The organism is Xanthomonas campestris pv. badrii (genome assembly GCF_012848175.1).
GTDB lineage: Bacteria > Pseudomonadota > Gammaproteobacteria > Xanthomonadales > Xanthomonadaceae > Xanthomonas > Xanthomonas campestris_C.
In genome coordinates this window covers 1,624,424-1,650,699 of the sequence record NZ_CP051651.1, presented here as the reverse complement: position 1 = coordinate 1,650,699, position 26,276 = coordinate 1,624,424, and the positions used below count along the sequence as shown (strand labels likewise).

The following is a 26,276-nucleotide window of genomic DNA, read 5'->3' as shown; positions in this document are numbered from 1 at the left end:
ACTGCAAAACAGAACGGGCGCCTGAAGCGCCCGTTTTGCTGTCCGGCCGTGCTGTAACCACTCAGCCGCCGAGCTTGCTCTTCAGCGAGGAGATCACCGCCACCGGCGCTGCCGCCGTGGCCGGCATGCCGCGCGGATCCACCGCCGACACATAGCTGCCCGCCTCGACCTTGACCACGCGCACCAGGAAGCTGGAACCCTCGTAGCTGACGTCGTAGGAGCCCAGCATCTGCGCCTTGCTGGCGATGGTCAGGCCCGGAATATCGGCCAGTGCCGCGCCCACCTTGGCGAATACCTCGTCGCGCTCGCCCGGCACGGTGAAACCGCTGTTGGCGCTCGCCGACGGCGGCGTGTTGGTGTTCTGCTGCGTGGTGGAGGCCAGGGTCGGTACCTTCATCGCACCGGAGGTGTCGGGCAGGTTCAGGTCCGGCGGCACTTCCAGCGGACGGGCTTCCGGCGCCAGCGCATAGTCGCCGCGCGCGCCCTTATGGAACCAGCTGCAACCGCTCGTGGCAGCGACAGTGGCGGTCGCCAGCAACGCGAGCGACAGCACGCGGACGGGGGAAACGGAATGACGCATCGATAAATCTCCTGGGTCAGGCCGCGAGCATTTCGCGGCTGGAAAGCGCTTCCAACGCAACGGCGTCGGCGGCAAGGCGGTCGGCGGCGGGCTGGTGCGCCGCAGAAAGTGGCAGCAGCGGCAGGCGCAGGCCGTGCCCGATCCCGGCGCGCTGCAACAGCGCCTTGACCGGGATGGGATTGGATTCGATCCCGCAGAAGCTGTGGTACTCGCTCAGTCGCGCGTCCCAGGCCAGGGCCGCTTCGCGCTGGCCGTTGCGCGCCAGCTCGCACAGGCGCCGATACGCGGACGGCAAGGCATTGGAGGCCACCGAAATCAGCCCGGCAGCGCCGGACAACATCGACTCTGCGGCGCTGCCGTCGTCTCCACTGAGCACCACGAAACTGTCGCTGCGCAGTGCGAGGAGCGCGGCCACCCGCTCGGACTCGCTGCGTGCTTCCTTGATGCCGACGATGTTGGGGTGATCGACCAGCTCGGCCACCGTCTCCGGCAGCAGGTCGCAGCCGGTACGGCCGGGCACGTTGTACAGCACCACCGGCAGCCCGCCCTGATCGGCGACCGCCTCGAAATGCGCTTTCAACCCGGCCTGGGTCGGGCGCACGTACGGCGGTGTCACCACCAGCGCGTACTGCGCGCCCAGCGCCGCGGCCCGGCGCGTCTGCGCGATGGTCTTGGCGGTACCGGACAGGCCGGTACCGGCCAGCACCGGCACGCGGCCGGCCACCTGGGCCACCGCTGCGCGCAGCAACGTGTCGTATTCGTCGTCGCTCAGGGCGGCGGCTTCGCCGGTGGAGCCGGCGACCACGATTCCCTGCACACCGCCATGCAGCTGCTGCTCCAGCAGCCGCCGCCAGGCATCCAGGTCGAGTGCGCCGTCGGGACCGAAGGGGGTCGCCAGCGCGGTGATGATGCCGGAAAGGGACAAGATTCTGCTGCTCTTACGTGACGTGGGGAGGCCCGCGCGGGCGCGGGTTGAGACCACCTGCATGTTACTTGCGGCGCGAAAGCACGGGCAAGTATGCTGGTCACCGCCAGGGCGCCTGCCCGGGCGGCCATTCAGCCTGATGCAATGCCGGAAGCCCCTTTGACCGACTCGACTCCCCGGCCTTCGCCGACCGAAAACCACCTCCTGATCAACGCCTACACGACGCATCCGGAGTCCCCCCTGTTGCCCGTCACCCGCCGCATCGCCGACAGCGGCTGCAATCTCGTGGACGCCCGCCTGGCCACGGTGGGGCGCGACGTCTCGGTCACCGCACTGGCCACCGGCTCCTGGGATTCGGTCGCCAAGCTCGAAGCCATGCTGACCCGCCTCGAACGCGAAGAAGGCCTGAAGCTGGTGTGGTACCGCACCGGCCCCAAGCAGGCGCAGTCCAACCTGCTGCCGTACATCGTCGAGGTCATCGCCGCCGACAAGCCCGGCATCCTGTTCCAGCTGGCCGACTTCTTCGACCGCCAGGGCATCACCATCGAAAACCTGCAGAGCACCCGCTACCGCGCGATGCAGACCGGCGCGGAGATGTTCTCGGCGCAGGTGACCATCGGCGTGCCGGCCAACATGCACATCGCCGCCTTGCGCGATGATTTCCTGGAATTCTGTGATCACCTCAATCTCGACGCGATCATGGACCCGATGAAGTTCTGAGGCAGGAGTTCGCCATGGCCATCGCCATGTCCGCGCTGAAACAGATGTTCGACCACATCCGCTCCGAGACCGACTGGAATCTGGACGGCCCGCTGCGCTGGGAATATTTCTTCGCCGATCCTGCGCAGGAGCCACTGCAGAAGCTCGCCGAGCAACTGACCCAGGACGGCTATCGCGTCATCGACATCTTCCTCGGCGAACGCGACGAAGACGACGGCGACGATGAGGAGTCGTATTTCCTGCACGTGGACAAGCGCGAGCATCACACGCTGGAGTCGCTGAATCAGCGCAATGCGCAGTTCGACGCACTTGCCAAACGCTTCCATGTGGCTGCTTATGATGGGATGGACGTCGGACCGGCCTGATCGGCCGCCGACCGCCTCTCCCCTTCAGGCCGAGCAACGATGACCGACGCTGCAACCGAACTTCCTGCCGCAACCCTCGACCTGCCGCTGGCCTTGTCCGGCGGCACCCAGACCAGCCTGCGCGACCACGCCGGCAAGTGGCTGGTGATCTACTTCTATCCCAAGGACAGCACTCCCGGCTGCACCACCGAAGGCCTGGACTTCAACGCATTGCTGCCACAGTTCAAGAAGGCCGGCGCCGCCGTGCTGGGCGTCTCGCGCGACTCGGTGAAGTCGCACGACACCTTCTGCGCCAAGCAGGGATTTGCCTTTCCGCTGGTCAGCGATGGCGACGAGGCCCTGTGCCGCGCCTTCGACGTGATCAAGGAAAAGAACATGTACGGCAAGCAGGTGCTCGGCATCGAGCGCAGCACCTTCCTGCTCTCGCCCGAGGGGCGCATCGTGCAGCAATGGCGCAAGGTCAAGGTGGCCGGCCATGCCGACGCCGTGCTGGCCGCGTTGAAGGCGCACGCCAAGCAGTGACACCCCTCGCTTCCCGCGTCCTCCATCACCCTGCCCCGGCAGGCGTGATGGCTCGCCCCTGCTCCATCACCTGGAAGACCCAATGACCCGAGGCAAGCGCATCTACGTGCTGGACACCAACGTGCTGATGCACGATCCCACCGCGCTGTTCAAGTTCGAGGAACACGATGTGTTCCTGCCGATGCAGGTGATCGAGGAGCTGGACAACGCCAAGAAGGGCACCTCCGAAGTCAGCCGCAACGCGCGCCAGGTCAGCCGCTTCCTGGACGAATTGCTGGAAAACACCAACGCCGAGCAGATCCAGGCCGGCATCCTGCTGAGCCATCCGCAGGGCATCCAGCTCAAGGGCCAGGCCGCGATCGGCCGGCTGTTTTTCCAGATCAAGCCGATCGATCCGGGCCGCACCTTCGGCGCGATGCTCCCGGACAACAAGATCCTGGCCTCGGTGCTGGCGCTGCGCGAAGAAAATCCGGATGTGCCGGTCATCCTGGTGTCCAAGGACATCAACCTGCGCATCAAGGCCTATATCAGCGGCCTGGTCGCCGAGGACTACCAGAACGACCGTGCGCTGGACGATTTCAGCCTGCTGTTCACCGGTGCGATCGAACTGCCGGAAGATTTCTGGCAGAAGCACAACCAAGACCTGCGCAGCTGGAACGAGCGCGGTCGCACCCATTACGAGATCGTGCTGGCCGAGGACGAGGACTGGTATCCCAATCAGTACCTGTACCTGCCCGGCGACGACGAGGTGGAACTGCGGGTGGCGCGGGTCGGCGGCGGCAAGGCCACGCTGTGCCTGGTCGACGACTTCCGCCACACCCAGCACGCGGTGTGGGGCATCGCCGCGCGCAACCGCGAGCAGAATTTCGCGCTCAATGCGCTGATGGATCCGGAGATCGATTTCGTCACGTTGCTGGGCACCGCCGGCACCGGCAAGACCTTGCTGGCGCTGGCTGCCGGCCTGGCCCAGACCATGGACCAGCAGCGCTACCGCGAAATCATCATGACCCGCGCCACCGTCAGCGTGGGCGAGGACATCGGCTTTTTGCCCGGCACCGAAGAAGAAAAGATGACCCCGTGGATGGGCGCGCTGACCGACAACCTGGAAGTGCTCACCCACAACCAGGAAGGCGGCTCGTGGGGCCGCGCGGCCACCAACGACCTGCTTGCCAGTCGCATCAAGATCCGCTCGATGAACTTCATGCGCGGGCGCACCTTCCTGTCGCGCTATCTGATCCTGGACGAGGCGCAGAACCTCACCCCGAAGCAGATGAAGACGCTGATCACCCGCGCCGGCCCCGGCACCAAGATCGTGTGCCTGGGCAACGTCGAGCAGATCGACACGCCCTACCTCACCGAGACCACCTCCGGCCTGACCTACGCGGTGGACCGCTTCAAGGCCTGGCCGCACAGCGCACACATCACGCTGCGCCGTGGCGAACGCTCGCGTCTGGCCGACTTCGCTTCGGAGGTGCTGTGATGCGCACCCTGCGCGGCGCCACTGTCCTTGCAGTGCTCGCGCTGGCAGGCTGCGCGACCACCCAGGCACCATCGACGGTGCCGACCAACCTCAAGAGCGGGCAGTCCTGGATCATCAGCCGCCAGAGCATCGCCGAGCAGGTGCTGGACACCTGCTCGCGCGACAGCCCCGCCCGCCAGCCCGGACGCATCAGCGGCTACTGGGCGCCCAGCCAGCAGCAGATCGAACTGCTGGAGTCGCGCCAGGATGCGCTGACCCCGACCATTGCCGAACCGCGCGAGTACGACCGCCAGTACGTGGGGGTGGTGATCCAGGGCCAGCAGTTGATCTACATCAACGCCTTCAAGCTGCCCGATGATCCGCCGGTCAAGCCGGCCCGGGAGGCGATCCGGGTCTGCGACGGTGGCAGCGCGTTCTGGGGCGCGCTGTACGACCCGCAGACCGGGGCGTTTTCGGAAATCGCCATCAACGCCAGCCTCTGAGGCGCGATGGGCCTGCTGCTGCCGCGCTGGGTCTGGATCTGCGCGGTGGCGTTGTCAGGCGTGGCCGGCATGGTCAATGTGGTCGGCTACCTGGGTTCGGAGCATCAGGTGGTCAGCCACCTCACCGGCACCACCAGCCTGCTCGGCGTGGCCCTGGCGCGAGGCAGCGCGCCTGACACCGGCTTTCTCTGGGGCATCCTGATCGCCTTCTGCGTAGGCGCCATGCTCAGCGGCCTGATCATCCAGGACGATGCCTTGAGGCTTGGACAGCGCTACGGCGCGGCACTGCTGATCGAGGCATTGCTGTTGCTGGCCGCCATTGCGCTGTTCAAGCTGCATCATGTCGGCGGCGTACTGTGCGCTGCAGGCGCCTGCGGTCTGCAGAATGCGATGGCGACCACCTTCAGCGGCGCAGCGGTCCGCACCACGCATTTGAGCGGCATGTTCACCGATCTGGGCATCGGCCTGGGGCACCTGCTGCGCAGGCGCCCGCTGCAAGTGCGGCGACTGACGCTGAGCGGGTTGATCATCGGCGGCTTTCTCGGCGGCAGCATCCTCGGCACTGTGCTGTTCCAGCGCTGGCGGTACGACACGCTCTACCTGCCGGCCGGCCTCACTGGCCTGACCGGTGCCGGCTATATCGGCTACCTGCAATGGCGTCGCTGGCGCACAGGATGATGCGCACATCTCCGGATAGGAGTGCAGAATCGGCGCATGACCACGCCCAGCACGCTGTCCGCATTGACCATCGCAGGCTCCGATTCCGGCGGTGGTGCCGGTATCCAGGCCGATCTGAAGACCTTCGCCGCGCATCGCGTGCATGGCCTGTCTGCCATCACGGCGCTGACCGCGCAACACACCCGCGCAGTGACTGCGGTGCACATTCCGCCGGTCGCCTTCCTGCAGGCGCAGGTGCAGGCCTGTTTCGACGATTTCCAGATCCAGGCGGTCAAGCTGGGCATGCTGGCCAACGCCGAGGTCATCCATTGCGTGGCCGACCTGCTCCAGGCGCATCGCCCGCCGTTCGTGGTGCTGGACCCGGTGATGGTGTCCACCAGTGGCGCACGCCTGCTCGAGGACGCCGCGCTGGACGCGCTACGCAGCCGCCTGCTGCCGCTGGCAACGCTGATCACGCCCAATACGCCGGAAGCCGAGCTGCTGACCGGCCGCCGCATCGACGATGCCGATGCGGCCGAGCATGCCACCGCAGCCCTGCTCGACCTCGGCGCACAGGCGGTCTTGCTCAAGGGGGGCCATCTGCTCGAAGGCGCGCGCGTGATCGACCGCTTCGATGACGGCGTCACCCAGGACGTGTTCCTGCATCCGCGCCTGCAGGTGGATGCGCATGGCACCGGCTGCAGCCTGTCGGCGGCGATCGCCGCACAGCTGTGCCAGGGCCTGTCGCTGCTCAATGCCTGCGAAGCGGGCATCGATTACGTGGCGCGCGCGATCCGCATCGGCCAGCGCCCAGGCCGCGGCGATGTACTGGTGCTCGACCACGTCGGTGCCGCACCCGGCGCATGAACGTGCACAGCGACAGTTTGAGCGTCAGCGCGGAAGATGGACATCGCTGGCAGGTGATGCGCTGCGCGCCGGTGCAGCCGGTCGCCTCGCTGCTGTGGCTGCCGGCACTGGGCGTGGCAGCACGGCATTACCTGCCATTCGCAACAGCGCTGGCGTCTGCCGGCATCGCGGTGTATCTGCACGAATGGCGCGGCAACGGCAGCAGCACGCTGCGCCCATCGCGCCAGCACGACTGGGGCTTTCGCAGCTTGCTGGCCGAGGATATTCCGGCCAGCCATGCGCTGATGGCGCTGCACGATCCGCAGCATCCCCACATCGTCGGCGGCCACAGCCTTGGCGGGCAGCTGGCCTGCTGCCATGCAGCCTTGCAGCCGGCGCGCGTCGCGCAGCTATGGCTGGTCGCCAGCGGCTCGCCGTACTGGCGACAGTTTCCGCGCCCCATGCGCTACTGGTTGCCATTGGCGTATCGCCTCCTGCCCTGGCTGGCACGCATGCAAGGCGTGCTGCACGGACGCTCGCTGCGCTTTGCCGGCACCGAGGCACGCAGCCTGATCGCCGACTGGGCCCGGGTCGGTCGCAGCAATCGCTATCGCGCGGCCGGCACCGCGTGGGATCTGGAACGCGCGCTGGGTGCGCTCACCATGCCGATCACGGCGGTGACCTTCGCCCGCGATCCCTTCGGCCCGCCTGCGGCGCTGCAGGCATTGCTGCGCAAGATGCCGCATGCACCGGCCAATGTGCAGCCGCTGGACGATGCGCAACTGGGCGTGCGCAGCGATCATTTCGCCTGGATGAAAGCGCCCGCCGCAGTGGCTGCGGCGCTGCGAGGCACGCAGCGCGACGCGGTCGACGACGCGTGTATGTCACAAAGGGATTGACGACCCGTGCGGGCATCCGCATAATTCCGCTCCTGACGAGGCGCCCGTAGCTCAGTTGGATAGAGTACCTGGCTACGAACCAGGCGGTCGGGAGTTCGAATCTCTCCGGGCGCACCATCTTCAGAAGAAGTACGAAAAGACAGCATCGACCCGCTGTTTTTCAGTTGAACGTCCGCTTGCACTGCATCGGATGCGCAAGACAACAACAAGATATGCGCCCGTAGCTCAGTTGGATAGAGTACCTGGCTACGAACCAGGCGGTCGGGAGTTCGAATCTCTCCGGGCGCACCAATCTTGAAGAAAACGACCAGCTTGCTGGTCTTTTTTTTTGCCTGTCGTCCTGACCTTGATTTACCGATGCCGGCAGTGTCGTCGGCGATCGCACCACCCGCGCAGATCGCACGACGATCCGTTGCTGATCGCCGCGCCACTCAGACACACGCACCAGCGATCAGACCGTTGCCCCTCGCGCATCCAAGTCTGCGGACACCACCACCGGCAGCAACGAGGTCACCGGATAGCCGGCGGCGTGCCATGCATCCAAACCACCCAGCAACGGCCGCACATCGCGATAACCACGCGCACGCATGCGCCCGGCCAGCCACGCGGCAGACACTTCGCCCGGGCAAGCGCAATAGATCACCACCGCACGTTCGCGCGGCACGCTGGCAAGGATCTGCGCAAGCTGTCGCTCGTCGGCAAACACGGCGCCGGGAATCGTGTACGGCTGCAGATCGCGGTACCCCGGCGCACGAATGTCCAGCACCGTGGGGCGCTGCTGCTCATCGCCGTCCAGCAACGGCAGCAGTTCGTCCACCGCAATGCGCGCCTGTTCCAGCGACCGCAGCAAGGTATGCCGCCGCCACCAGCGCCAGCCGACGTAGCAGGCCAGCAGCGCCACCAGCACCACCACCGCACCGGACCCCAGCTCGGACAGGAACGCCAGCACGTCCTGCACCTGATCGGCGAACAGCGCCCCCAGGCTCAGGCCGGCCAGCGCCCACAACGCGGCGCCGAACGCGTCGTAGCGCACAAACGCCGCCAGCCGCACCTGGCTGGCACCGGCCATCGGCACCGACACCATCGACAGCCCGGGCACGAACTTGGCCACCGCCAGCACGCGCACGCCCCAGCGCGAGAAGAATCGCTCGGTCTGCTTCATGCAGGTGTCGCGCGACAACGACAGGCGGCACAGCGACTGCAAGGTGCGGTTGCCGAAGCGGCGGCCGGCCAGATACCAGGCCAGATCACCCAGCAGGCTTGCCAGCACCGACACACCCCACGCCGCCAGGCCTGCCAGCCAGGCATCGCTGCCACCCGCCAGCGCGTAGCCTGCGCCCACCAGCACCAAGGTCGGCAGTGCCGGGACCGGCAGCCCGAGCGACAACGCCAGCACGTTGGCGAACACCAGTGCCAATCCGTACTGTTCGATCAAGCCTTGCATGCGGGGATCCTGCGCGACGGCAAGCGGGCATTATCCGCGCTTGCCTAGCCGCGCGACTGCCCGGCGGCAACGGAACGATACGTTTCGGCCAGCGACTGCGACCAGCGCTCGAACAGCCCCTCGCTACGCAACGCCTGGCGCCACCAGTTCAGGGCCTCGCCCTCCTCGCCCGGCCGCCATGCCAGGTAAAAGGTTTCATCGGCCTTGCGCGTCTCCACCGGCACCTCCTGCAAGCGGCCATCCTGCAACGCACCGCGCGCGTACGGCTCGGGCAGGAAGCCATAACCCACACCGGCCAGTTGCAGCAGCAGCTTGGTGTGCATGTCCGGCACGGTCAGCACATCGCGCCCGGACAACAGGCCCACGGTACGCGGCAGCAACCGCCGCGCCGAATCGGCCACCGCGATCGCGCGGTGGTCGGCCAGCTCGGCCGGCCCCGGCAGGTGGGCGCCCGCCAACGGATGGCCGGCCGCCACGGCAAACACGAACCGCACGCTGCCGATCGGCTCGGCGACATAGCCGCCGCCGCTTGGCCCCTCTCCTGCCGCCACGATCAGGTCCACCCGCCGGTCCAGCAAGGCCTCCCAACCGCCTGATAGCGATTCGCTCAGCACCCGTAGCCGCGTGCTGTCGGCCACCTGGTAGAAGGCCAGGATCTGCGGCTGCAGCAGGGCCGCAGGCAGGATCGCATCCAGCCCGATCGCAAAGTCCGATTCCCAGCCCGAGGCCACCCGCCGCACCCGCACTTCCAGCTCCTGCGCCGCACGCAGCAGGTGGCGGCCTTCGCGCAGCAGTTCGCGCCCGGCCTGGGTGGGGGTCGCCTTCGGCCCGAAGCGCTCGAACAGCTGCACGCCCAGATCCTCTTCCAGCTTGGCCACCGTGTAGGAGATGGTCGAGGGCACCTTGAACAACACCTTGGCGGCGGCGGCAAATGACCCACGGCGGTCGATCGCGTCCAGGATCTGCAAGGCTTCCAGGCTGATCTTCATTGTTCGATTTTTTCGATGATAGCGGCCAAATCTACTCGCTTTTTCTTCCTCGCGCAGAGGCGGAGACTACGCATCAAGCCGCTGGCACACCGATTCACACCCCGGCGCCAATTCGAATCTACCAAGGAGAGCAGCATGTTGAATGTCCGCAAGAGCGAAACCCGTGGCCGCGCCGAGCATGGCTGGCTGTCCTCACGCCATACCTTCTCCTTCGCCAGCTACCACGACCCGCGCCACATGGGCATCGGCCCGCTGCGGGTGATCAACGAAGACAAGGTGACCCCGGGCGAAGGCTTCGGCACGCACGCCCACCGCGACATGGAGATCATTTCCTACGTCCTGGGCGGTGCGCTGGAACACAAGGACAGCATGGGCACCGGGTCGGTCCTGCACTACGGCGATGTGCAGCGCATGAGCGCCGGCAGCGGCGTCACCCATAGCGAGTTCAATCACTCGGCCAGCGAGCCGGTGCACTTCCTGCAGATCTGGGTGATGCCCGAACGCGCCGGGATCGAGCCGAGCTACGAAGAAAAGCACTTCGATACCGACAGCAAGCGCAACCAGCTGCGCCTGATCGCCTCGCCAGGCGGTGACGATGGCTCGCTGCGCCTGCATCAGGATGCACGGCTGTATGCGTCGATCCTCGATGGCAACGTCCGCCTGCAGCAACCGCTGGCGGAAGGCCGCATCGGCTACGTGCAAGTGGCCCGCGGCAGCCTCACCGTCAACGGGCAGGCGTTGTCTGCCGGCGATGCGGTGCAGGTCATCGGCGAACCGGAGATCGTCCTGGCCGACGCCCGCGATGCCGAAGTGCTGGTGTTCGACCTGCCCAAGTAACCGGACAGACGCGCACGCCCCCCTCGCCGACAGGTGGGGAAGTAGCAAACAGGCGGCGCCTTGCTTCGGTGAGGCGCCGTCTTGTTGTGTTGCGGCGGCGCCATGCCTGGCTGCGATGCGTTACGCAGCCTGTGGGCGGACCTGCTGCGCCAAGGCATCCGGCACGGCGCCCCCGGCATCGCCGTTGACCAGCGCGAACAACGCATCGGCATCGGCCTCCAGCACGCGCGCCGAGCGCGCCAGGTCGTCCACCATCTGCGCCTGGTCGCGTGCCTGCACGCCGATCGATTGCAAGGCAGTGTTGGCGGTGGAAATATCCTGCGCCTGCTCATGGCTGGCAGCGGCGATCTGCTCCACCGTCGCGGTGACGCGCAGCACCGACGTCACCAGATCCTGCATTACCACACCGGCCTGCTCGGCCAGCCGCGAGCCATCGCCCACCTGGTCGGTCGCATTGTCGATCAACGAGCGGATCTCCCTGGCCGAGACGCTGCAGCGCTGCGCCAGGCTGCGCACTTCGGTGGCCACGACCGCAAACCCGCGCCCCTGTTCGCCGGCACGCGCGGCCTCCACGGCCGCATTGAGCGCCAGGATATTGGTCTGGAAGGCGATGCCGTCGATGACCTCGATGATCTGCCCGATCCGATCGGTGGCCGAACGAATGCCGGCGGTGGTCTGCACCACTCCGGCGATGACATCGGCACCGCGTCGCGCCACTGCCGCAGACTCTTCGGCCATGCGCTGCGCCGAGCCGGCGTTCTCGGAGTTGGTGCGCACGGTGGCGGCCAGCTGATCGATGGTATTGGAAGTCTGCGCCACCGCGCCGGACTGCGCAGACGCGCGCTTGACCAGCTCCTGGTTGCTGACGGAAATATGGTGCGATTCGCGCTGCACGTTCTGCGCAATGCTCATGGTCTGCCGTATGAGGTCGCGCATGCGCTCGGCCGAGCGCACCTGATCGGTCACATCGGTAGCGTACTTGACCACCTTGTACGGCCGCCCGGAGACATCCAGGATCGGGTTGTAGGACGCCTGGATCCACACCGGGCTGCCATCCTTGCGCAGGCGGCGGTAACGCCCGGCGTCGAACTGGCCACGCGCCAGTTTCGCCCAGAAATGCCGGTAGTCCTCCGACGCGCGAAAGGCCGCATCGACAAAGATCCCGTGATGCTGGCCGATCGCCTCCTCCGGCGTATAGCCCAGGATCGCCAGGAAGTTGTCGTTGGCCGTCAGCACCCGGCCATCCAGATCGAACTCGATCACCCCCATCACCTTGTCGATGGCCTGGATGCGACCATCCGCATCGGCCGACTCGATCACCTGGCGAGTCACGTCGGTGGCGTACTTGACCACCTTGTATGGCCGCCCGTGCTCGTCGAGCACCGGGTTGTAGGAGGCCTGGATCCAGACGTCCTGGCCATTCTTGCCGACGCGCTTGTAGCGGCCGGCGTCGAACGCGCCGCGCCCGAGCGATTCCCAGAACGCGCGATACGTCGCGGACTGACGCGTGACCGCATCCACGAACATGCCATGGTGCTTGCCGCGGATCTCCTCCAGCCGGTACCCCATGACCTGCAGGAAATTCTGGTTGGCATCGAGCACCGTGCCATCGAGCGAGAACTCGATCACGGCCATCACCTTGTCGATCGCGTCGATCCGCCCTTCGAAATCGGCGGTCTGGCGCACCTGCTCGGTGATGTCGGTGGCGTACTTCACCACGCAATACGCCTTGCCCGCGCGATCGAGCAAGGGGTTGTAGGAGGCATTGATCCAGACCTCGCGGCCGCGCTTGTCCAGCCGGCAGAAGCGCCCGGCATTGAAGTCGCCGCGGCGCAACGCGTCCCAGAACTGGCGATAGCTTTCGCTGTCGCGGTCGTTTGGGGTCACGAACATGCGGTGATGCTGGCCGACCACCTCCTCCAGCCGGTATCCCATCAACGACAGGAAGTTCTGGTTCGCATCCAGGATGCGCCCCTCCAGATCGAATTCGATCACCGCCATCACCCGGTCCACCGCATTGGCCTTGTGCTGCAGACCGCGACTCGAGGAAGAGAACAGGCGTCCAAGCAACGGTAGGCGCATCACGACGAAATCCGAAAGATGGGTCACGTCCTTAGCGACACATCTGCACAGAACTTGATCCTGTTCGCCCAACGCATCAGCGCATGATTCAGACCCGCTTCTCACGACGCGCGAAGTTCATGCTCCCGCCGCATCGCACAGAACGCATACGACGATGGCGCAGAGCAGATGGCTTATCGCACACCGGGCAGCCCGTCGCCGGCCCGCATCGGCCTGCGACAAATACGCGGCCAGGCTGGAGCGCTGCATCGCGCCCAGACAAGTTCGTCGTTTGATCAACGCGCGAGAACGCAGCGCAACGCCGCCTCATCTGGACGCACTGTCAGTTCCTCCGAAATCAGGTCGCTGCCGACGGCATTCCGAATCGAACAGCAAACACCTGAAATGAAAACGCCCGCAAATCGATGATTTGCGGGCGTCTGGAACACTGGCGGAGCGAGAGGGATTCGAACCCTCGATAGAGCTTTTGACCCTATACTCCCTTAGCAGGGGAGCCCCTTCAGCCACTCGGGCATCGCTCCAGTTTTTGCGTCCTGCCGCGATGTCCGTGGCAGGCCGCGAAGAATACCGGGTAAGAGGGGCTAACGTAAACCCTCTATGACGATCAATTCGAGGAATCGTCGCCGTGATGCGCGCCGGAAGCCACCGGCTCGTCCCCACGCTGGATGCGCTGGTAAATTTCTTCGCGGTGCACAGCAACATCCTTCGGTGCGGTGATGCCAATACGCACCTGATTACCCTTGACGCCGAGCACGGTAACAGTGACCGAGTCGCCGATCATCAAGGTTTCGCCTACCCGGCGAGTGAGGATCAACATTTTGCAAATCTCCTGGAACCGGTGGGTTTCCCACCAGCATCGACGGCCTCCTGAATGAGACGCGCCCTACGTAAAGGGAATAGACCAGAAATGGTAGCGGGACATCCTGCTAGCCAGCAAGGCATAGCAGGACAAGTGTTCAGCCCAAGTGTTGCTTGACCCAGGAGGGGACACCGTCGAGAGCGGTCGCAAGGGCGGGCCCGTCCTCGCCACCACCCTGGGCGAGATCCGGACGGCCACCGCCCTTGCCCCCGATCTGACTGGCGATATGGCCGAGGAGTTCCCCTGCCTTCACCTTGCCAGTTGGGCTTCCATTCACGCCGGCAACCAGGGCGACCTTGCCCGCCGATGCACCGGCCAGCACGATCACCGAGTCGCCCAGTTGCTGCTTCAGGCGGTCCATCGCTTCGCGCAAGGCCTTTGCATCGAATCCTTCCAGACGCACGGCAATGACCTTGACCCCGGCCACATCGACGGCACCGGCGCCGAGATCGGCAGTCGCGCCGGAGGCCAACTTGGCCTTCAGCGATTCCAGTTCACGCTCCAGGCGTTTCTGACGCTCGGTCAGCGCACGCACCTTGTCGACCACTTCGCCGGCATTGCCGCCCAGCAGGCCGGCTGCCTCGGACAAACGCCGCTCCTGGTCGGCAACGTAATCCAGTGCACCCTGCCCGGTCACCGCTTCGATGCGACGCACGCCCGAGGACACGCCGCCTTCGGAAGTGATCTTGAACAGACCGATGTCGCCGGTGCGGCTCACATGCGTGCCGCCACACAGCTCGGTCGAATAACCGCCCATCTTCAGCACGCGCACGCGCTCGCCGTACTTCTCGCCGAACAGTGCCATCGCACCGAAATCCAGTGCTTCCTGCATGGCCATGTTGTGCACTTCCACGCTGTGGTTGGTGCGCACCTCAGCATTGACCTTGCGTTCGATCACCGCCAGTTCGTCGGCCGTGATCGGCTGGAAATGCGAGAAGTCGAAACGCAGCCGGTCCGGCGCCACCAACGAACCCTTCTGCTGCACATGCGTGCCCAGCACCTCGCGCAACGCAGCATGCAGCAGGTGCGTGGCCGAGTGGTTGAGAATGGTCTTGCCACGGCGCTGTACGTCGATGCCGCCCGCCAGCACATCGCCCAGCGCAAGCGCGCCTTCGGTGATGCGCCCCACGTGGCCATGGAACTGGCCGGCGAACTTCTGGGTGTCGGTGACGTCGATCGACACATCGGTATTGCTCAATTGCCCGCTGTCGCCGACCTGACCGCCGGACTCGGCATAGAACGGGGTGCGATCGGTGAACACGATGACCTCGTCGCCGGCCTCGGCACGCTCGACCGGCCGGCCCTGCTTGAGCAGCGCGACGACCTTGAGCGTGTCGGCGTCATGCGCCTCGTAACCCAGGAACACGGTCGGCGACATGGTGGCGACCAGGTCGGCCGGCAACGCAACGCCGCCACCGAACTTGCCTGCGGCACGGGCGGTTTCACGCTGGCGCTCCATGGCGAATTCGAAGCCCTCCATATCCACGCGCATGCCGCGTTCGCGCGCGATATCGGCGGTCAGATCAACCGGAAACCCATAGGTATCGTAGAGACGGAACGCATCTTCACCCGGAATGACGTCCTGCGACCGCGCGGCCACGTCGTCGAAGATCTTCATGCCGGCGTCCAGCGTCTCGGCAAAGCGCTCCTCCTCGGCCAACAGGGCGCGGGCGACGGTGTCCTTGGCCACCACCAGTTCGGGATAGGCTTCGCCCATCAGCTCGACCAGGGTGGGCACCATCTTGCTGAAGAACGGCTGGCGCACGCCCAGCATCCAGCCATGCCGCAGCGCACGCCGGATGATCCGGCGCAGCACGTAGCCTCGCCCTTCGTTGGACGGCAGCACGCCATCGACGATCAGGAACGAACAGGCGCGGATGTGATCGGCAATGACCCGCAGCGACTTGTTTTCCAGATCGCCGACGCCGGTCAGCGCACTGGCCTTGCCGATCAGGCTCTGGAACAGGTCGATCTCGTAGTTGGTGTGGACGTGCTGCAGGATCGCGGCCAGCCGCTCCAGCCCCATGCCGGTATCCACGCACGGCGCCGGCAACGGCACCAGGGTGCCGTCGGGCTGGCGATCGAACTGCATGAAGACCAGGTTCCAGATCTCGATGAAACGGTCGCCATCTTCGTCCGGAGAGCCCGGCGGGCCACCGGCGATATGGTCGCCATGATCGAAGAAGATCTCGGTGCAGGGGCCGCAGGGGCCGGTGTCGGCCATCTGCCAGAAATTGTCCGAGGCGTACGGCGCGCCCTTGTTGTCGCCGATGCGCACGATGCGGCTTTCGGGAATGCCGATCATGTCGCGCCACAGCGCGAAGGCCTCTTCGTCGGTATGGTAGACGGTGACCAGCAAGCGGTCGGCCGGCAGCTTCCAGACCTGGGTCAGCAGCTCCCAGGCCCAGGCGATGGCGTCCTTCTTGAAGTAATCGCCGAACGACCAGTTGCCCAGCATCTCGAAGAAGGTGTGGTGACGTGCGGTGTAACCCACCGAATCCAGGTCGTTGTGCTTGCCGCCGGCACGCAGGCAGCGCTGCACGTCCGCGGCCCGCACATAGCTGCGCTTCTCGGCGCCAAGAAAGACGTCCTTGAACTGGACCATGCCCGAATTGGTGAACAGCAGGGTCGGGTCGTTGCCCGGCACCAGCGGTGCGGACGGCACGATGGTGTGACCCTTGCCCTCGAAGAACGCAAGGAAGTCGCTACGGATCTGGGAAGTGCTGAATTTGGCAGGTGCGTTCATGTGCTGGCATTGGGCGGGCGGCAGTCCCGGTCACCCAATGAGATGTGGGCGCAGAGGAGCGGAACAACCTGAAACCACCAAGGGTAGCAGGCCTGACGCCCTCAGTCCTCAAGGTCGAAGCGCGTGGCGCCGCGAATGCTATTGCCGTCGAAACCCCGCCGGGCCAGCAGATCGGCGGCCTTGCGCCGCTGAGGCAGATCCACCGGCCCCTGTTCGCCGAACCGACGGCGGACCAGGTCGCGCGCATTTTCGGTCCAATCGCCCTCAAACGTCGCCATCGCGGCGCTGATGGCCTCGCTGTCCAGGCCGTGGGTGCCGAGTTCTGCACGGATGTGCAAAGGGCCATAGCCCGAACTGGCCCTGTTTCGCACGACCGAGGCGGCGAAACGCGTGTCGTCTTGCCAGCCCTCGCTCGCCAGGCGTTCTACGGCCGCCTGCGCGGCGTCCGGCTCGATTCCGCGCGCCAGCAGCTTGCGATTCAATTCCTTGCGCGAGTGCTCGCGCCGCACCAGCAACCCCAGTGCGCGTTGGACCGGCGTCTGCTCCTTGAACCGGCGGCCCCGCTTGGGAGCGGGCTCTTGCTCGTCCATCGTGATGTGTCCCTCGACTTCTGCATCAATGCGCCGTCCCTGGCGCCTGCCCTCCTGGCCCTCGATAGATCTACCGCCAGACGCGACGGCACTGACTCCGCCGTTCCCGCGATAGAAAAACCTGAAACGACATCAACGAATCGCATCCGTCAGAAGCAGAGCAGCTGAGGCCGCCACTCCTTCCTGGAGAACAACGCGTTGCAGCACCCCGGTCGCGCCAGCCGTCGCCAGCGTGCCCGGCCACCAAGACTGCTTATTCCTTCTCGGCGTCGTCGCCTTCTTCGCGCGGCGCCTCGGCGGGCTGGAACTTCTCGCGCAGCTCGGCCTCGAGCTTGGCCGCCACCTGCGGGTTGTCACGCAGGTAGCCACGCGCGTTGTCCTTGCCCTGGCCGATACGCTCGTCGCCGTAGCTGTACCAGGCACCGGCCTTGTCCACCAGCTTGGCTTCCACGCCCATGTCGATCAGCTCGCCCTCGCGGCTGATGCCTTCGCCGTAGAGGATTTCGGTGACGACCTGCTTGAACGGAGGCGCCAGCTTGTTCTTGACCACCTTGATCTTGGTCTGGTTGCCGATGATCTCGTCGCCCTTCTTGATCGCGCCGATGCGGCGGATGTCCAGGCGGACCGAGGCGTAGAACTTCAGGGCATTGCCGCCGGTGGTCACTTCCGGGCTCTGACCCGGCATCATGACGCCGATCTTCATGCGCAACTGGTTGATGAATACCACCAGCGTATTGGAGCGCTTGATGTTGCCAGTGAGCTTGCGCAGCGCCTGGCTCATCAGGCGGGCCTGCAGGCCCGGCAGCTGATCGCCCATCTCGCCTTCGATTTCCGCCTTCGGCGTCAGCGCGGCAACCGAGTCGACCACCACGATGTCAATCGAGCCCGAGCGCACCAGCATGTCGGCGATTTCCAGCGCCTGCTCACCGGTATCCGGTTGCGACAGCAGCAGATCGTCGACGTTGACACCCAACTTGGCGGCGTAGATCGGATCCAGCGCGTGCTCGGCGTCGATGAAGGCCGCAGTGCCGCCCTTCTTCTGGCATTCGGCAATCGCCTGCAGGGTCAGGGTGGTCTTGCCCGAGGATTCCGGGCCGTAGATTTCCACCACGCGGCCCTTCGGCAGACCGCCGATCCCCAGTGCGATGTCCAGCATCAGCGAGCCGGTCGGAATGACTTCGACCGCCTCGATCACGCGGTCGCCCATGCGCATGACCGAGCCCTTGCCGAATTGCTTTTCGATCTGGCTCAGTGCGGCGGAAAGGGCGCGCTTCTTGTTCTCATCCATCTGGGTGATCCTTGTCAGTGATTTCGGTGTGGAGCCAATGTAGCGGCGGTGTATCGCACAGGCTGAGACTGCAGGCGACACACTCAGATTAACGATGCGATCCAGTCCAGGGCAGCGGAAAAGACGGCGATGCCGGCTGGGGAAACGACCAGCGCAGGCATCGGCACAGCCCTCAACGATTGGGCCTCAGCAGCCCGCAATACAGGCCTTCGATGGCGAAATCCTGATCTGGCTGCACTTCGATCGGGGCATAGTCCGGGTTGCGCGGCAGCAACCGGATGCGGTCCTTGCCGATCTTCAGCAGCTTGACCGTGATCTCCTCATCGATCCGGGCCACCACGATCTGCCCGGAGCGCGCATCGCGGGTGCGGTGCACGCCGATCAGGTCGCCGTTGAAGATACCTTCATCGCGCATGGAATCGCCCTGCACCTTGAGCAGATAGTCCGGCGATGGCGAGAAGAACACCCGATCCAGTACCACGAAGTCGTCCGAGCCGATGTCGGCGCCGATCGGCAGGCCCGCCGCCACGCGGCCCAGCACCGGCAACCGCAGCACATCGTCATGCTCCGGTGCGCTCACCGCCGACGTGCGCGCCTGCGCGCCCTGCCCGACCAGGCGAATGCCGCGCGCCTGCCCCGGCACACGGCGGATCGCGCCGGCCTGCTCCAGGGCCTCGAGGTGATACTGCGCCGCGCGTACGCCCTTGAAGCCGAACGCACGGGCGATCTCCGTCTGCGAGGGCGGGACGCCATCGGCGTCGATGCGCTCTGCGATCAGGGCGAGGATGGCGTGCTGGGTATCGGTCAGGTCCATGGTTAGTAGTATTACTACTAACAGGGCGGTGTGCAATCCCTTTCTTGCTTCTGCGCATTCAACCCGACGCCGAGCGGATACCCCTGGCTAGCGCCGGCTGCGCCAGATCGAAAACAGGATCCAGATGCCGCACAGGCCGGCGCCGATGAAGCCGCCCACGCCCAGGCCGAGCAGCCAGCGGCTGGCGCTGCCACCAACGCTGTTCATCACGATCGACGAACCGATCACCAGGGCCGCGGTCACGATCCCCATGGTGAGCCGATTGGCGGCGCGATCGACCTGCTCGCCGAACTCGCGCAGGGCGCGCGTCTCCACATGCAATTGCAGTTTGCCGCGACGCGCCGCCTGGATCAGGCGCTTGAGATCGCGCGGCAGGTCGCCGATCAGATCGATTGCTCCGGTCACGGTACGGCGGCTGCGTCGCAGCATGGCGCTGGGCGCGTAGCGTTGCAGCACCGCGCGTTCGAGATACGGCCGCGCTTCGGTGGCCATGTCGAACTCCGGGTCGAGCTGGCGCCCCATGCCTTCGAGGGTGAGAAACGCCTTGATCATCAGCGCCAGATCCGACGGCAGCGTGAGCCCGTGGTCGCGCAGGATGGCGGTGACATCGCCGAGCATCGCGCCGATGCGCAACTCCTTCAGCGGCACGCCGCGGTACTCGTCGACGAATGCACCGATGTCCTGCTGCAGGCGCGCCTCGTCGATGTCCACACTGGTGCCGGCCCATTCCAGCAACACATCGATGACCGCTTCGGCGTCGTAGCTCACCATGCCGTGCAGCAACTGCGCGACCTGGAAACGGCGCTGCTCGGACACCCGCCCGACCATGCCGAAATCGATGATGGCGATGCGGCCGTCGCGCAGATAGAAAATGTTGCCCGGGTGCGGGTCGGCATGGAAGCAGCCGTCCTGCAACACCATCTTCAGCACGATGCCGGCTCCGGTGCGCGCCAATGCCTGGCGATCCAGGCCTGCGGCATCCACCGCCAGCATGTCGCGGCCGGGAATGCCGTCGATGAATTCCTGCACGTTGAGCGCGTCGCAGGTCCACTCCCAATACACCGCCGGCACCACCACCTGCGCATCGTGCGTGAAGTTGGCAGCGATACGTTCGGCGTTGCGGCCCTCGGCAGCGAAATCCAGCTCGCGCCGCAGCGAGACGGTGAATTGCTGCACCACTTCGGCTGGGCGATAGCGTTTGAGGTCCGGAGCGCGGGTTTCGACGATGTCGGCCAGCCGCGCGAGCAGGCGCAGATCTGCGTCGATGGTGTCGCCGATGCCGGGGCGGCGGATTTTCAGCACCACCGGCGTGCCGTCGGCCAACCAGGCGCGGTGGGTCTGCGCCAGCGACGCGGCCGCCAAGGGCTGCTCGTCCAGCCGGGCGAACACGCTCTCCGGTTCCGCCCCCAGCGCGGCGACCAGTTGCGGCCGTATTTGATCGAACGGCAAGGCCGGCACCGCGTTCTGCAGTTCGCTGAGCTCCTCGATCCAGTCCGGCGGCAGCAGGTCTACGCGCGTGGCCAGCACTTGCCCCAGTTTGACGAAGGTAGGGCCGAGTTCCTCCAGGGCGCGCCGCACGCGCAGCGCGGCGGACATGCGCAGGCGGCCTTCGACGTTGTTCCAGTGCAGCAACCTGCCGGCGCGATCGAGCACATCGGCCAGCCCGATGCGGCGCACGACATCGCCAAACCCGTAGCGGATCAGGACGGAGGCGATTTCCTGCAGCCGCCCCAGATCACGAACCGTGCCAAGCGCTTCCCACATCAGCGCACCGCCTGCTGGGGCGCATGGACCCGAGGCTGCCCGCAGCCTGGTTGCACGACCAGGGCGAGGCGCGCGATCAGCAAGCTCCACCGCGACATGCCATGAACGCCCCCGTGCGGCCTGGAAGATGCATCAGGGTCGCGCAGCCCCAAGACCAGGCCATGACGCGCAACAGGCCGCGCTGTCGCATCTAAACCACGCGACGCAGACGCGCCTAACCGGTCACAGGGAATCAGGGAAGGCGAGGCGGTGTTCACGACAGCAGAAAACGGAAACATCGGCACGCAGCGTCAGCAGTGAGACCGTGTTTGTAGCCGATCCATCCGCCGATGTCGCGCCCCGGCCCGATGCGTCCTCAGCGCAGAGTGGGCCACACGCTGACGCAGTTGCAGTGCATGCGTGGCGAACAGGCGGCACACCTGCTCAATAACGCAAGCGCAATGTCAGCCCGTAAGTGCGCGGCGCACCCAAAAATGCATTCCACGAGCCAGCCTGCAGCGGGGTGTCGATCACGATCTGCCGATAGGTTTCGTTGCCCAGATTTTCGGCCCATGCCTCCAGCAGCCAGCGTTTGTCGGTGGCGCCGATGCCTACGCGTGCGTTGAGCAAGGTGTAGCCCGGTTGCGCCTTCTGCGGATCCAGATCCGAACCGGCGTTGTACTCGGAGGTGTATTTGGCGCCGACATTGACGCGACCGGTCAATCGGTTGCCCACCGCGTGTTCGTAGGTCGCCGACAGATTGGCCGACCAGCGCGGCGCAAAACTCAGCCGGCTGCCGGGCAACAAGGCCAGCTCTGCATCCGGCAACGGGTCGTTGCCATACGTGGTGTCTGCATAGCTGAGCCCGCCTTGCACCATCAGGCCGGGTATCGCGCCCTGCCAGAGAACGTCGGTGTCGATGCCACGCGACACCACGGTGGGAATGGAGCGCACCACGAAGCTGGTGCCGAGGAAATTGTTGAGCTGGAAATCGCTGAATTCCTGGTAGAACAGCGCTGCGTTCACCAGCAGGTTGCCGCCCAGCCAGGTGCTCTTCGCGCCGAGTTCATAGCTGTCGACGAACTCGCCCGGGAACGAGGTATCGTCCACCGGCACGATGCCCTGCACGCCGCTGGACAGGCCGTCGGACGATTGCACGCGATCCAGATTGAATCCACCGGCCTTGTAGCCACGCGCTGCCGACACGTACGTCATCAGCGCATCGTTCCAGCGATACGCCAGCTTGGCGGTGCCGGACCACTCGCGTTCGGTGCGGCGCTGTTCGGTCAGGCGTCCGGCATGGGCCACGTTGGCCCAGGGCAGGCAGGTGAAACCGATCACCTGCGGCGCGATGGCCGGCACGGCGGCGGCAGGCACGCCACGTGCGGTGAGCGCCGCGCCGATGCGCCGCAGCGCCGCCGGGTCGACCTGCCCGTTCGGCGCGAAATAGCGGGCGCAGGCCGGGCTTGCGTCTGGATTGGCGAAGGCCGATCGCAGCGCCTTGTGTTCGTAGGTGTAGCGCAGGCCGACCACCACATCCAGCGCGTCGGTGGCGTGCCAGGTGTTGTTGGTGAACAGTGCCGCGCTGGTGCCGTCCTGCCGAAAGCGGTCCTGACTGCCCTGGCCGCGAAACAGGGTTCCCGTCGGCAGGCCGGTGGCATCGGCGAGAAAACGCGGCGCATCGGCACGTGCGGCCAAGGCCGGATTGATGCGCGCCAGCAGGACGCTGGAGAGGTACGGTTCGTACGCATCACCGAAGCGATAGGATTCGTTGCGATGCAGGGTTTCATCGGCATAGAACGCGCCCAGCAGCCAGTCCACGCGTTCGGTGGAACCGGCAAAGCGCAGTTCCTGGCTGAAGGTCCTGAACTTGGTGAGCATCTCGTTCTCGCGCGCGTCGCGATACAAGATGTCGGCCGCGCCATAGTCGAAGTCCAGGCCATTGACCGACTTCCAGTCGCGCAGTGCGGTGATCGAGGTCAGCACCGCATCGTCGAGCCAGGGCGTGGTCCAATCGACCTGCGCCGACACGCCCTTGTCGTGAATGTCCTGCGCCGTGCCGCGGTTGCTGTAGGCACGCCGGCGTTGCGGCTCGGCGCGCGGGCTGGTGCCCTGCCCGCCCGGCGCCAGCGCATCGATCAAGGCGGCGGTGGGGCCGCGCTCGGTGGTGACGGTGACGCAGCAGTTTTCCTTGCGGGTGGTGGCATCGGCTGCCAGGTTGATCTCCAGATCGGGGCTCGGCTCCCACAACACCTGCACGCGTGCGGTGCGCAGGTTCTGGTCGCCGTCATCGGTGGCCGTGCGCGGGCCGGCCCCGGTCACCACCTGCTCGAAGCCGTCGCGCTGCCGTCGGGCCGCGTAGACACGCAACGCAGCGGTTTCGCTCAGGGCGTCGTTGAACGCGCCGGCCACCCCCAGCGCGCCATAGTTGCCGGCCGTCAGCTCGGCATCGGCGCTGCGGGTGAAACTGGGCCGGCGCGTGACCACATTGATGACCCCGGCCGAGGTGTTCTTGCCGAACACCGTGCCTTGCGGCCCCTTCAGCACCTCGATGCGTTCCAGCTCCCCCAGATCGGCGAAACCCACGCCATTGCGCGCACGCGCAACGCCGTCGATGACCACGCCCACCGACGATTCCAGCCCGGCGTTGTCGCCCACCGTGCCGATCCCGCGAATGCGCGCGGTGGTCTGCGCCGCGCTTTGCGAACTGGTCACGATCAGGCCAGGTACCAGCACCTGAAGTTCCTTGATGTCGTGCACGCCACTGTCCTGCAGCAGTTGCTCGGGCAATACCGACACCACGACCGGCACGTTCTGTAGCGCTTCCTCGCGTTTTTGCGCGGTGACCGTCAGCGCCGCCAGGGTGGCAGGTTCGGAAGGCAGCGTAGCGGACTGCTCTGCGGACGAGGCGGCCTGTGCATGCAGGCAAGGCGCAGGCAGCGCCATGAACAGGGCGAGCGCCAACACGGCGCGAGGTTGCTGCTGCAGATTCATGAGGTTCCCCGATGAAGGCGCGACCAGGGCAGTGCCACTGGCACTGCATGCGCGCATGAGGGTCCATCATCATTCAACTGCACTGCACGCGCAGTGCAAGGAGCCGAACGCGCCGTGCGCATGGCGAACCCGACCGCACCGCAATGCGCATGCGAGCCATGCACCAGGCCGGCTCAGCGACGGACAACTCCGACGACTCTTTGCCGCGTTCTGCTGGCCGCCCTACAGCAACGCACTCAATCCATGCAGCGCAGCCACCACCGTCTGACGACGCACGGCATCGCGGTCGCCGTCGAACTGGAACAGTTGCGCCGATGCATACCCGCCGCGTCGCTTCCAGCCGATCCACACGGTGCCCACCGGCTTGTCCTCGCTGCCACCGCCCGGGCCGGCGATACCGGTCACTGCCACTGCGATGCTGCCACCGGAGGTGACCAGGGCGCCGGACACCATTTCGATCACCGTTTCCCGACTGACTGCGCCATGCACTTCCAGAGTCTGCGGGCGCACCCGCAACAGGGCCTGTTTCGCCTCGTAGCTGTAGGCCACCATGCCGCAATCGAACCAGTCCGAGGAACCGGCGATATCGGTCATGGCCTTGGCGATCCAGCCACCAGTACAGCTTTCCGCCGTCACCAGACGCTCGCGCGCCGCGCGCAACTGCGTGCTCAGGGAATGGGCAAGCTGCAGCAGATCGTGATCGGTGGGAGACGTCATTGCGGGGATCAGGAATGGGCAGCGGTCACTTTTATCCGAATTTGTGCGTGCTGTCTCCCTGCCAGCCGGGCGCAGCGATCAGGTTTCCCAGTCTTCGCGGCGGTCCGGCAACATTGCCCGCAGCGGCGCACCATCGTCGCCCGCGGCCAGACGCTCGGCCTCGACCATCGGCAGATCGACCTCGAGCAGCCAGCCCTGTTCATCGACCTGCTCGTCGCGCACCACTTCCAACTGATGCAACTTCGAGCGCAGGCGGCCGGCCGAGGGCGGCAGCCGCAGTTGCCCGGTCACATGGCGCAGATCCAGGCGCTGGCCGAGCGCGTGTTGTAGCGCTTCCAGCCCGCGGCCATCGCGTGCGGAAATCCATACGCGCTCGCGGCGTGCCGGATCGGGAATGCCGTCCTGGGCATCGTGCCGCACTTGTGCGCCTTCGATCCTGTCGATCTTGTTGAACACCAGCAGCTGCGGGAGATCGCCGGCACCCACCGCATGCAATACCTCGTCCACCTGCAGGATGCGCTCTTCGCGCAGTGGGTCGGCGGCGTCGACGATATGCAACAGCAGATCGGCCTCGCGTGCCTCGGACAGGGTCGAACGGAACGCGGCCACCAGTTCGTGCGGCAGATCGCGCACGAAGCCGACCGTATCGGCCAGGACCGCGCTGCCGCCCGGCAGTGCGATGCGTCGCACGGTGGGATCGAGCGTGGCGAACAGCTGATCGGCCGCATACGCATCGGCGCCGGTCAACGCATTGAACAGTGTGGACTTGCCGGCATTGGTATAGCCAACCAGCGCAATGCGCGGCAGCTCGCTACGCAGCCGCGCGCGACGCATCTGGTTGCGCTGCACCTCGACCTTTTCCAGTCGCTTCTGCAACTGCTCCACCCGCTTCTGCAGCAGGCGGCGGTCGGTTTCCAGCTGGGTTTCACCGGGGCCGCGCAGGCCGATCGCACCACCGCGCTGGCGCTCGAGGTGGGTCCAGCCGCGCACCAGGCGTGTGGCCATATGCCGCAGCTGCGCCAGTTCCACCTGCAACTTACCTTCGTGGCTGCGCGCTCGCTGCGCGAAGATATCCAGGATCAACCCGGTGCGGTCGATCACGCGCCGCTCCAGATAGCGCTCCAGGTTGCGTTCCTGGCCGGGCGACAAGGTGTGGTTGACCAGCACCAGATCCGCGCCGGTGGCCTCGGCAGCCGCCTTGACCTCTTCCAGCTTGCCACTGCCGATCAGGGTCGACGGGCTGGGTTTGTCGATGCGTGCGGTGAGCGTCGCCGCCACCGTGGCGCCCGCCGACTTTGCAAGGTCGGCGAACTCCTCCAGCACATCTTCTTCGGCAGGCCCACCGGAGTGGGTCTGAATCAACAACGCGTGTTCACCCTTGCGTGAGCGATCAAACACGCACTACTCCATTACTGCTCGACGTCGTCATCTTCCGCCTGATTGCCTTCATTGGATTGCACATACCCACCACCAGGCCCCACGCGCACATTGCGCGCCGGCACGACCGTGGAGATGGCGTGCTTGTACACCATCTGACTCACGGTGTTGCGTAGCAGGACCACGAACTGGTCGAACGACTCGATCGTGCCCTGCAGCTTGATGCCGTTGACCAGATAGACAGAGACCGGCACCCGCTCGCGCCGCAGCGCATTGAGGAATGGGTCCTGCAAAGATTGCCCCTTAGCCATCGAAAACTC

The 26,276-nt window shown here is 65.8% G+C and carries 24 protein-coding genes and 3 tRNA genes; 11 read left to right on the top strand and 16 right to left on the bottom strand.

Annotation, left to right across the window (positions count from 1 at the left end; translation table 11 throughout):
• Nucleotides 1-61 precede the first annotated feature (61 nt).
• Together HG421_RS07070 and dapA are read right to left on the bottom strand one after the other, a co-directional pair.
• Entirely contained in the window at nt 62-580 is a 519-nt protein-coding gene (locus HG421_RS07070) for a hypothetical protein (protein ID WP_169705811.1), read from the bottom strand.
• 16 nt (nt 581-596) lie between these two features.
• Nucleotides 597-1,505 (bottom strand): 4-hydroxy-tetrahydrodipicolinate synthase, encoded by a 909-nt coding sequence (gene dapA / locus HG421_RS07065; RefSeq protein WP_169705810.1) that lies wholly within the window; start codon nt 1,503-1,505, stop codon nt 597-599.
• A 93-nt stretch (nt 1,506-1,598) separates the two neighbouring features.
• On the opposite strand from dapA, the gene HG421_RS07060 reads away from it, so the two are divergent.
• The 10 genes from HG421_RS07060 (at nt 1,599) to HG421_RS07015 (ending at nt 7,767) form a co-directional block, all read left to right on the top strand.
• A complete protein-coding gene (locus tag HG421_RS07060) occupies nt 1,599-2,225 on the top strand; it encodes a glycine cleavage system protein R (protein WP_011036914.1) in 627 nt (208 codons plus the stop codon).
• A 14-nt stretch (nt 2,226-2,239) separates the two neighbouring features.
• Nucleotides 2,240-2,590: a ribonuclease E inhibitor RraB gene (locus HG421_RS07055; RefSeq protein WP_169705809.1), complete on the top strand. Its 351-nt coding sequence runs from the start codon at nt 2,240-2,242 to the stop codon at nt 2,588-2,590.
• Nucleotides 2,591-2,629: 39 nt separating this feature from the next.
• Nucleotides 2,630-3,112, top strand: coding sequence for a peroxiredoxin (locus HG421_RS07050; RefSeq protein ID WP_169705808.1), 483 nt, complete (start codon nt 2,630-2,632; stop codon nt 3,110-3,112).
• 82 nt (nt 3,113-3,194) lie between these two features.
• The gene (locus tag HG421_RS07045) at nt 3,195-4,592 is read left to right on the top strand and encodes a PhoH family protein (protein WP_169705807.1); all 1,398 of its coding nucleotides are present in this window, start codon (nt 3,195-3,197) and stop codon (nt 4,590-4,592) included.
• Nucleotides 4,592-5,074, top strand: a complete 483-nt coding sequence (locus HG421_RS07040) for a hypothetical protein (protein WP_169705806.1) — start codon at nt 4,592-4,594, stop codon at nt 5,072-5,074. Before HG421_RS07045 ends, HG421_RS07040 begins: the two co-directional genes overlap by 1 nt.
• Before the next feature lie 6 nt (nt 5,075-5,080).
• Nucleotides 5,081-5,752, top strand: coding sequence for a YoaK family protein (locus tag HG421_RS07035; protein ID WP_169705805.1), 672 nt, complete (start codon nt 5,081-5,083; stop codon nt 5,750-5,752).
• Nucleotides 5,753-5,788: 36 nt separating this feature from the next.
• A complete protein-coding gene (gene thiD, locus HG421_RS07030; RefSeq protein WP_169705804.1) occupies nt 5,789-6,598 on the top strand; it encodes a bifunctional hydroxymethylpyrimidine kinase/phosphomethylpyrimidine kinase in 810 nt (269 codons plus the stop codon).
• Complete coding sequence (locus HG421_RS07025; protein ID WP_169705803.1) at nt 6,595-7,476, top strand: alpha/beta hydrolase family protein; 882 nt, start codon at nt 6,595-6,597, stop codon at nt 7,474-7,476. The genes thiD and HG421_RS07025 overlap by 4 nt, the downstream gene beginning before the upstream one ends.
• A gap of 40 nt (nt 7,477-7,516) precedes the next feature.
• Nucleotides 7,517-7,593, top strand: a tRNA-Arg gene (locus tag HG421_RS07020).
• 97 nt (nt 7,594-7,690) lie between these two features.
• Nucleotides 7,691-7,767 (top strand) — tRNA-Arg (locus HG421_RS07015).
• Nucleotides 7,768-7,927: 160 nt separating this feature from the next.
• Here the strand turns inward: HG421_RS07015 and HG421_RS07010 are convergent.
• Together HG421_RS07010 and HG421_RS07005 are read right to left on the bottom strand one after the other, a co-directional pair.
• A complete protein-coding gene (locus HG421_RS07010; protein ID WP_169705802.1) occupies nt 7,928-8,920 on the bottom strand; it encodes a DedA family protein/thiosulfate sulfurtransferase GlpE in 993 nt (330 codons plus the stop codon).
• Between the two features lie 44 nt (nt 8,921-8,964).
• Nucleotides 8,965-9,909, bottom strand: coding sequence for a LysR family transcriptional regulator (locus HG421_RS07005; RefSeq protein WP_169705801.1), 945 nt, complete (start codon nt 9,907-9,909; stop codon nt 8,965-8,967).
• Nucleotides 9,910-10,044: 135 nt separating this feature from the next.
• Here HG421_RS07005 and HG421_RS07000 point away from each other — a divergent pair, with 135 nt between their 5' ends.
• Nucleotides 10,045-10,746, top strand: coding sequence for a pirin family protein (locus tag HG421_RS07000; RefSeq protein ID WP_169705800.1), 702 nt, complete (start codon nt 10,045-10,047; stop codon nt 10,744-10,746).
• A gap of 120 nt (nt 10,747-10,866) precedes the next feature.
• Here HG421_RS07000 and HG421_RS06995 read toward each other — a convergent pair whose 3' ends face one another.
• The 12 genes from HG421_RS06995 to hfq form a co-directional block, all read right to left on the bottom strand.
• Complete coding sequence (locus HG421_RS06995; RefSeq protein WP_211161829.1) at nt 10,867-12,804, bottom strand: methyl-accepting chemotaxis protein; 1,938 nt, start codon at nt 12,802-12,804, stop codon at nt 10,867-10,869.
• A gap of 452 nt (nt 12,805-13,256) precedes the next feature.
• Nucleotides 13,257-13,349: transfer RNA gene (locus tag HG421_RS06990), tRNA-Ser, on the bottom strand.
• A gap of 83 nt (nt 13,350-13,432) precedes the next feature.
• A complete protein-coding gene (gene csrA, locus HG421_RS06985; RefSeq protein ID WP_003481884.1) occupies nt 13,433-13,645 on the bottom strand; it encodes a carbon storage regulator CsrA in 213 nt (70 codons plus the stop codon).
• Between the two features lie 139 nt (nt 13,646-13,784).
• Nucleotides 13,785-16,433, bottom strand: a complete 2,649-nt coding sequence (gene alaS / locus HG421_RS06980) for an alanine--tRNA ligase (protein WP_169705798.1) — start codon at nt 16,431-16,433, stop codon at nt 13,785-13,787.
• Between the two features lie 101 nt (nt 16,434-16,534).
• Nucleotides 16,535-17,023, bottom strand: a complete 489-nt coding sequence (gene recX / locus HG421_RS06975) for a recombination regulator RecX (RefSeq protein WP_169705797.1) — start codon at nt 17,021-17,023, stop codon at nt 16,535-16,537.
• A gap of 253 nt (nt 17,024-17,276) precedes the next feature.
• The gene (gene recA / locus HG421_RS06970) at nt 17,277-18,311 is read right to left on the bottom strand and encodes a recombinase RecA (protein WP_169705796.1); all 1,035 of its coding nucleotides are present in this window, start codon (nt 18,309-18,311) and stop codon (nt 17,277-17,279) included.
• 172 nt (nt 18,312-18,483) lie between these two features.
• The gene (gene lexA, locus HG421_RS06965; RefSeq protein ID WP_169708112.1) at nt 18,484-19,125 is read right to left on the bottom strand and encodes a transcriptional repressor LexA; all 642 of its coding nucleotides are present in this window, start codon (nt 19,123-19,125) and stop codon (nt 18,484-18,486) included.
• Nucleotides 19,126-19,212: 87 nt separating this feature from the next.
• On the bottom strand, nt 19,213-20,889 hold the full coding sequence (ubiB, locus tag HG421_RS06960) for a 2-polyprenylphenol 6-hydroxylase (RefSeq protein ID WP_169705795.1): 1,677 nt from the start codon (nt 20,887-20,889) through the stop codon (nt 19,213-19,215).
• A 423-nt stretch (nt 20,890-21,312) separates the two neighbouring features.
• The gene (locus HG421_RS06955; protein WP_169705794.1) at nt 21,313-23,862 is read right to left on the bottom strand and encodes a TonB-dependent receptor; all 2,550 of its coding nucleotides are present in this window, start codon (nt 23,860-23,862) and stop codon (nt 21,313-21,315) included.
• A 222-nt stretch (nt 23,863-24,084) separates the two neighbouring features.
• Complete coding sequence (locus HG421_RS06950; RefSeq protein WP_169705793.1) at nt 24,085-24,579, bottom strand: CinA family protein; 495 nt, start codon at nt 24,577-24,579, stop codon at nt 24,085-24,087.
• Nucleotides 24,580-24,657: 78 nt separating this feature from the next.
• On the bottom strand, nt 24,658-25,977 hold the full coding sequence (gene hflX, locus HG421_RS06945; protein ID WP_169705792.1) for a ribosome rescue GTPase HflX: 1,320 nt from the start codon (nt 25,975-25,977) through the stop codon (nt 24,658-24,660).
• An 11-nt stretch (nt 25,978-25,988) separates the two neighbouring features.
• On the bottom strand, nt 25,989-26,267 hold the full coding sequence (hfq, locus tag HG421_RS06940) for an RNA chaperone Hfq (protein ID WP_005915027.1): 279 nt from the start codon (nt 26,265-26,267) through the stop codon (nt 25,989-25,991).
• Nucleotides 26,268-26,276: the final 9 nt, after the last annotated feature.

What these genes read in the sequence shown, in the direction of transcription:
- HG421_RS07000 (WP_169705800.1), top strand. Translation starts at nt 10,045, where the DNA reads ATGTTGAATGTCCGCAAGAGCGAAACCCGTGGCCGCGCCGAGCATGGC.
- csrA (WP_003481884.1), bottom strand. Translation starts at nt 13,645, where the DNA reads ATGTTGATCCTCACTCGCCGGGTAGGCGAAACCTTGATGATCGGCGAC.
- recA (WP_169705796.1), bottom strand. Translation starts at nt 18,311, where the DNA reads ATGGATGAGAACAAGAAGCGCGCCCTTTCCGCCGCACTGAGCCAGATC.
- HG421_RS07005 (WP_169705801.1), bottom strand. Translation starts at nt 9,909, where the DNA reads ATGAAGATCAGCCTGGAAGCCTTGCAGATCCTGGACGCGATCGACCGC.
- HG421_RS06950 (WP_169705793.1), bottom strand. Translation starts at nt 24,579, where the DNA reads ATGACGTCTCCCACCGATCACGATCTGCTGCAGCTTGCCCATTCCCTG.
- HG421_RS07070 (WP_169705811.1), bottom strand. Translation starts at nt 580, where the DNA reads ATGCGTCATTCCGTTTCCCCCGTCCGCGTGCTGTCGCTCGCGTTGCTG.
- recX (WP_169705797.1), bottom strand. Translation starts at nt 17,023, where the DNA reads ATGGACGAGCAAGAGCCCGCTCCCAAGCGGGGCCGCCGGTTCAAGGAG.
- hfq (WP_005915027.1), bottom strand. Translation starts at nt 26,267, where the DNA reads ATGGCTAAGGGGCAATCTTTGCAGGACCCATTCCTCAATGCGCTGCGG.
- HG421_RS06955 (WP_169705794.1), bottom strand. Translation starts at nt 23,862, where the DNA reads ATGAATCTGCAGCAGCAACCTCGCGCCGTGTTGGCGCTCGCCCTGTTC.
- HG421_RS07045 (WP_169705807.1), top strand. Translation starts at nt 3,195, where the DNA reads ATGACCCGAGGCAAGCGCATCTACGTGCTGGACACCAACGTGCTGATG.
- HG421_RS07060 (WP_011036914.1), top strand. Translation starts at nt 1,599, where the DNA reads ATGCTGGTCACCGCCAGGGCGCCTGCCCGGGCGGCCATTCAGCCTGAT.
- HG421_RS07050 (WP_169705808.1), top strand. Translation starts at nt 2,630, where the DNA reads ATGACCGACGCTGCAACCGAACTTCCTGCCGCAACCCTCGACCTGCCG.
- HG421_RS07035 (WP_169705805.1), top strand. Translation starts at nt 5,081, where the DNA reads ATGGGCCTGCTGCTGCCGCGCTGGGTCTGGATCTGCGCGGTGGCGTTG.
- thiD (WP_169705804.1), top strand. Translation starts at nt 5,789, where the DNA reads ATGACCACGCCCAGCACGCTGTCCGCATTGACCATCGCAGGCTCCGAT.
- alaS (WP_169705798.1), bottom strand. Translation starts at nt 16,433, where the DNA reads ATGAACGCACCTGCCAAATTCAGCACTTCCCAGATCCGTAGCGACTTC.
- HG421_RS07010 (WP_169705802.1), bottom strand. Translation starts at nt 8,920, where the DNA reads ATGCAAGGCTTGATCGAACAGTACGGATTGGCACTGGTGTTCGCCAAC.
- lexA (WP_169708112.1), bottom strand. Translation starts at nt 19,125, where the DNA reads ATGGACCTGACCGATACCCAGCACGCCATCCTCGCCCTGATCGCAGAG.
- HG421_RS07040 (WP_169705806.1), top strand. Translation starts at nt 4,592, where the DNA reads ATGCGCACCCTGCGCGGCGCCACTGTCCTTGCAGTGCTCGCGCTGGCA.
- HG421_RS07025 (WP_169705803.1), top strand. Translation starts at nt 6,595, where the DNA reads ATGAACGTGCACAGCGACAGTTTGAGCGTCAGCGCGGAAGATGGACAT.
- HG421_RS07055 (WP_169705809.1), top strand. Translation starts at nt 2,240, where the DNA reads ATGGCCATCGCCATGTCCGCGCTGAAACAGATGTTCGACCACATCCGC.
- ubiB (WP_169705795.1), bottom strand. Translation starts at nt 20,889, where the DNA reads ATGTGGGAAGCGCTTGGCACGGTTCGTGATCTGGGGCGGCTGCAGGAA.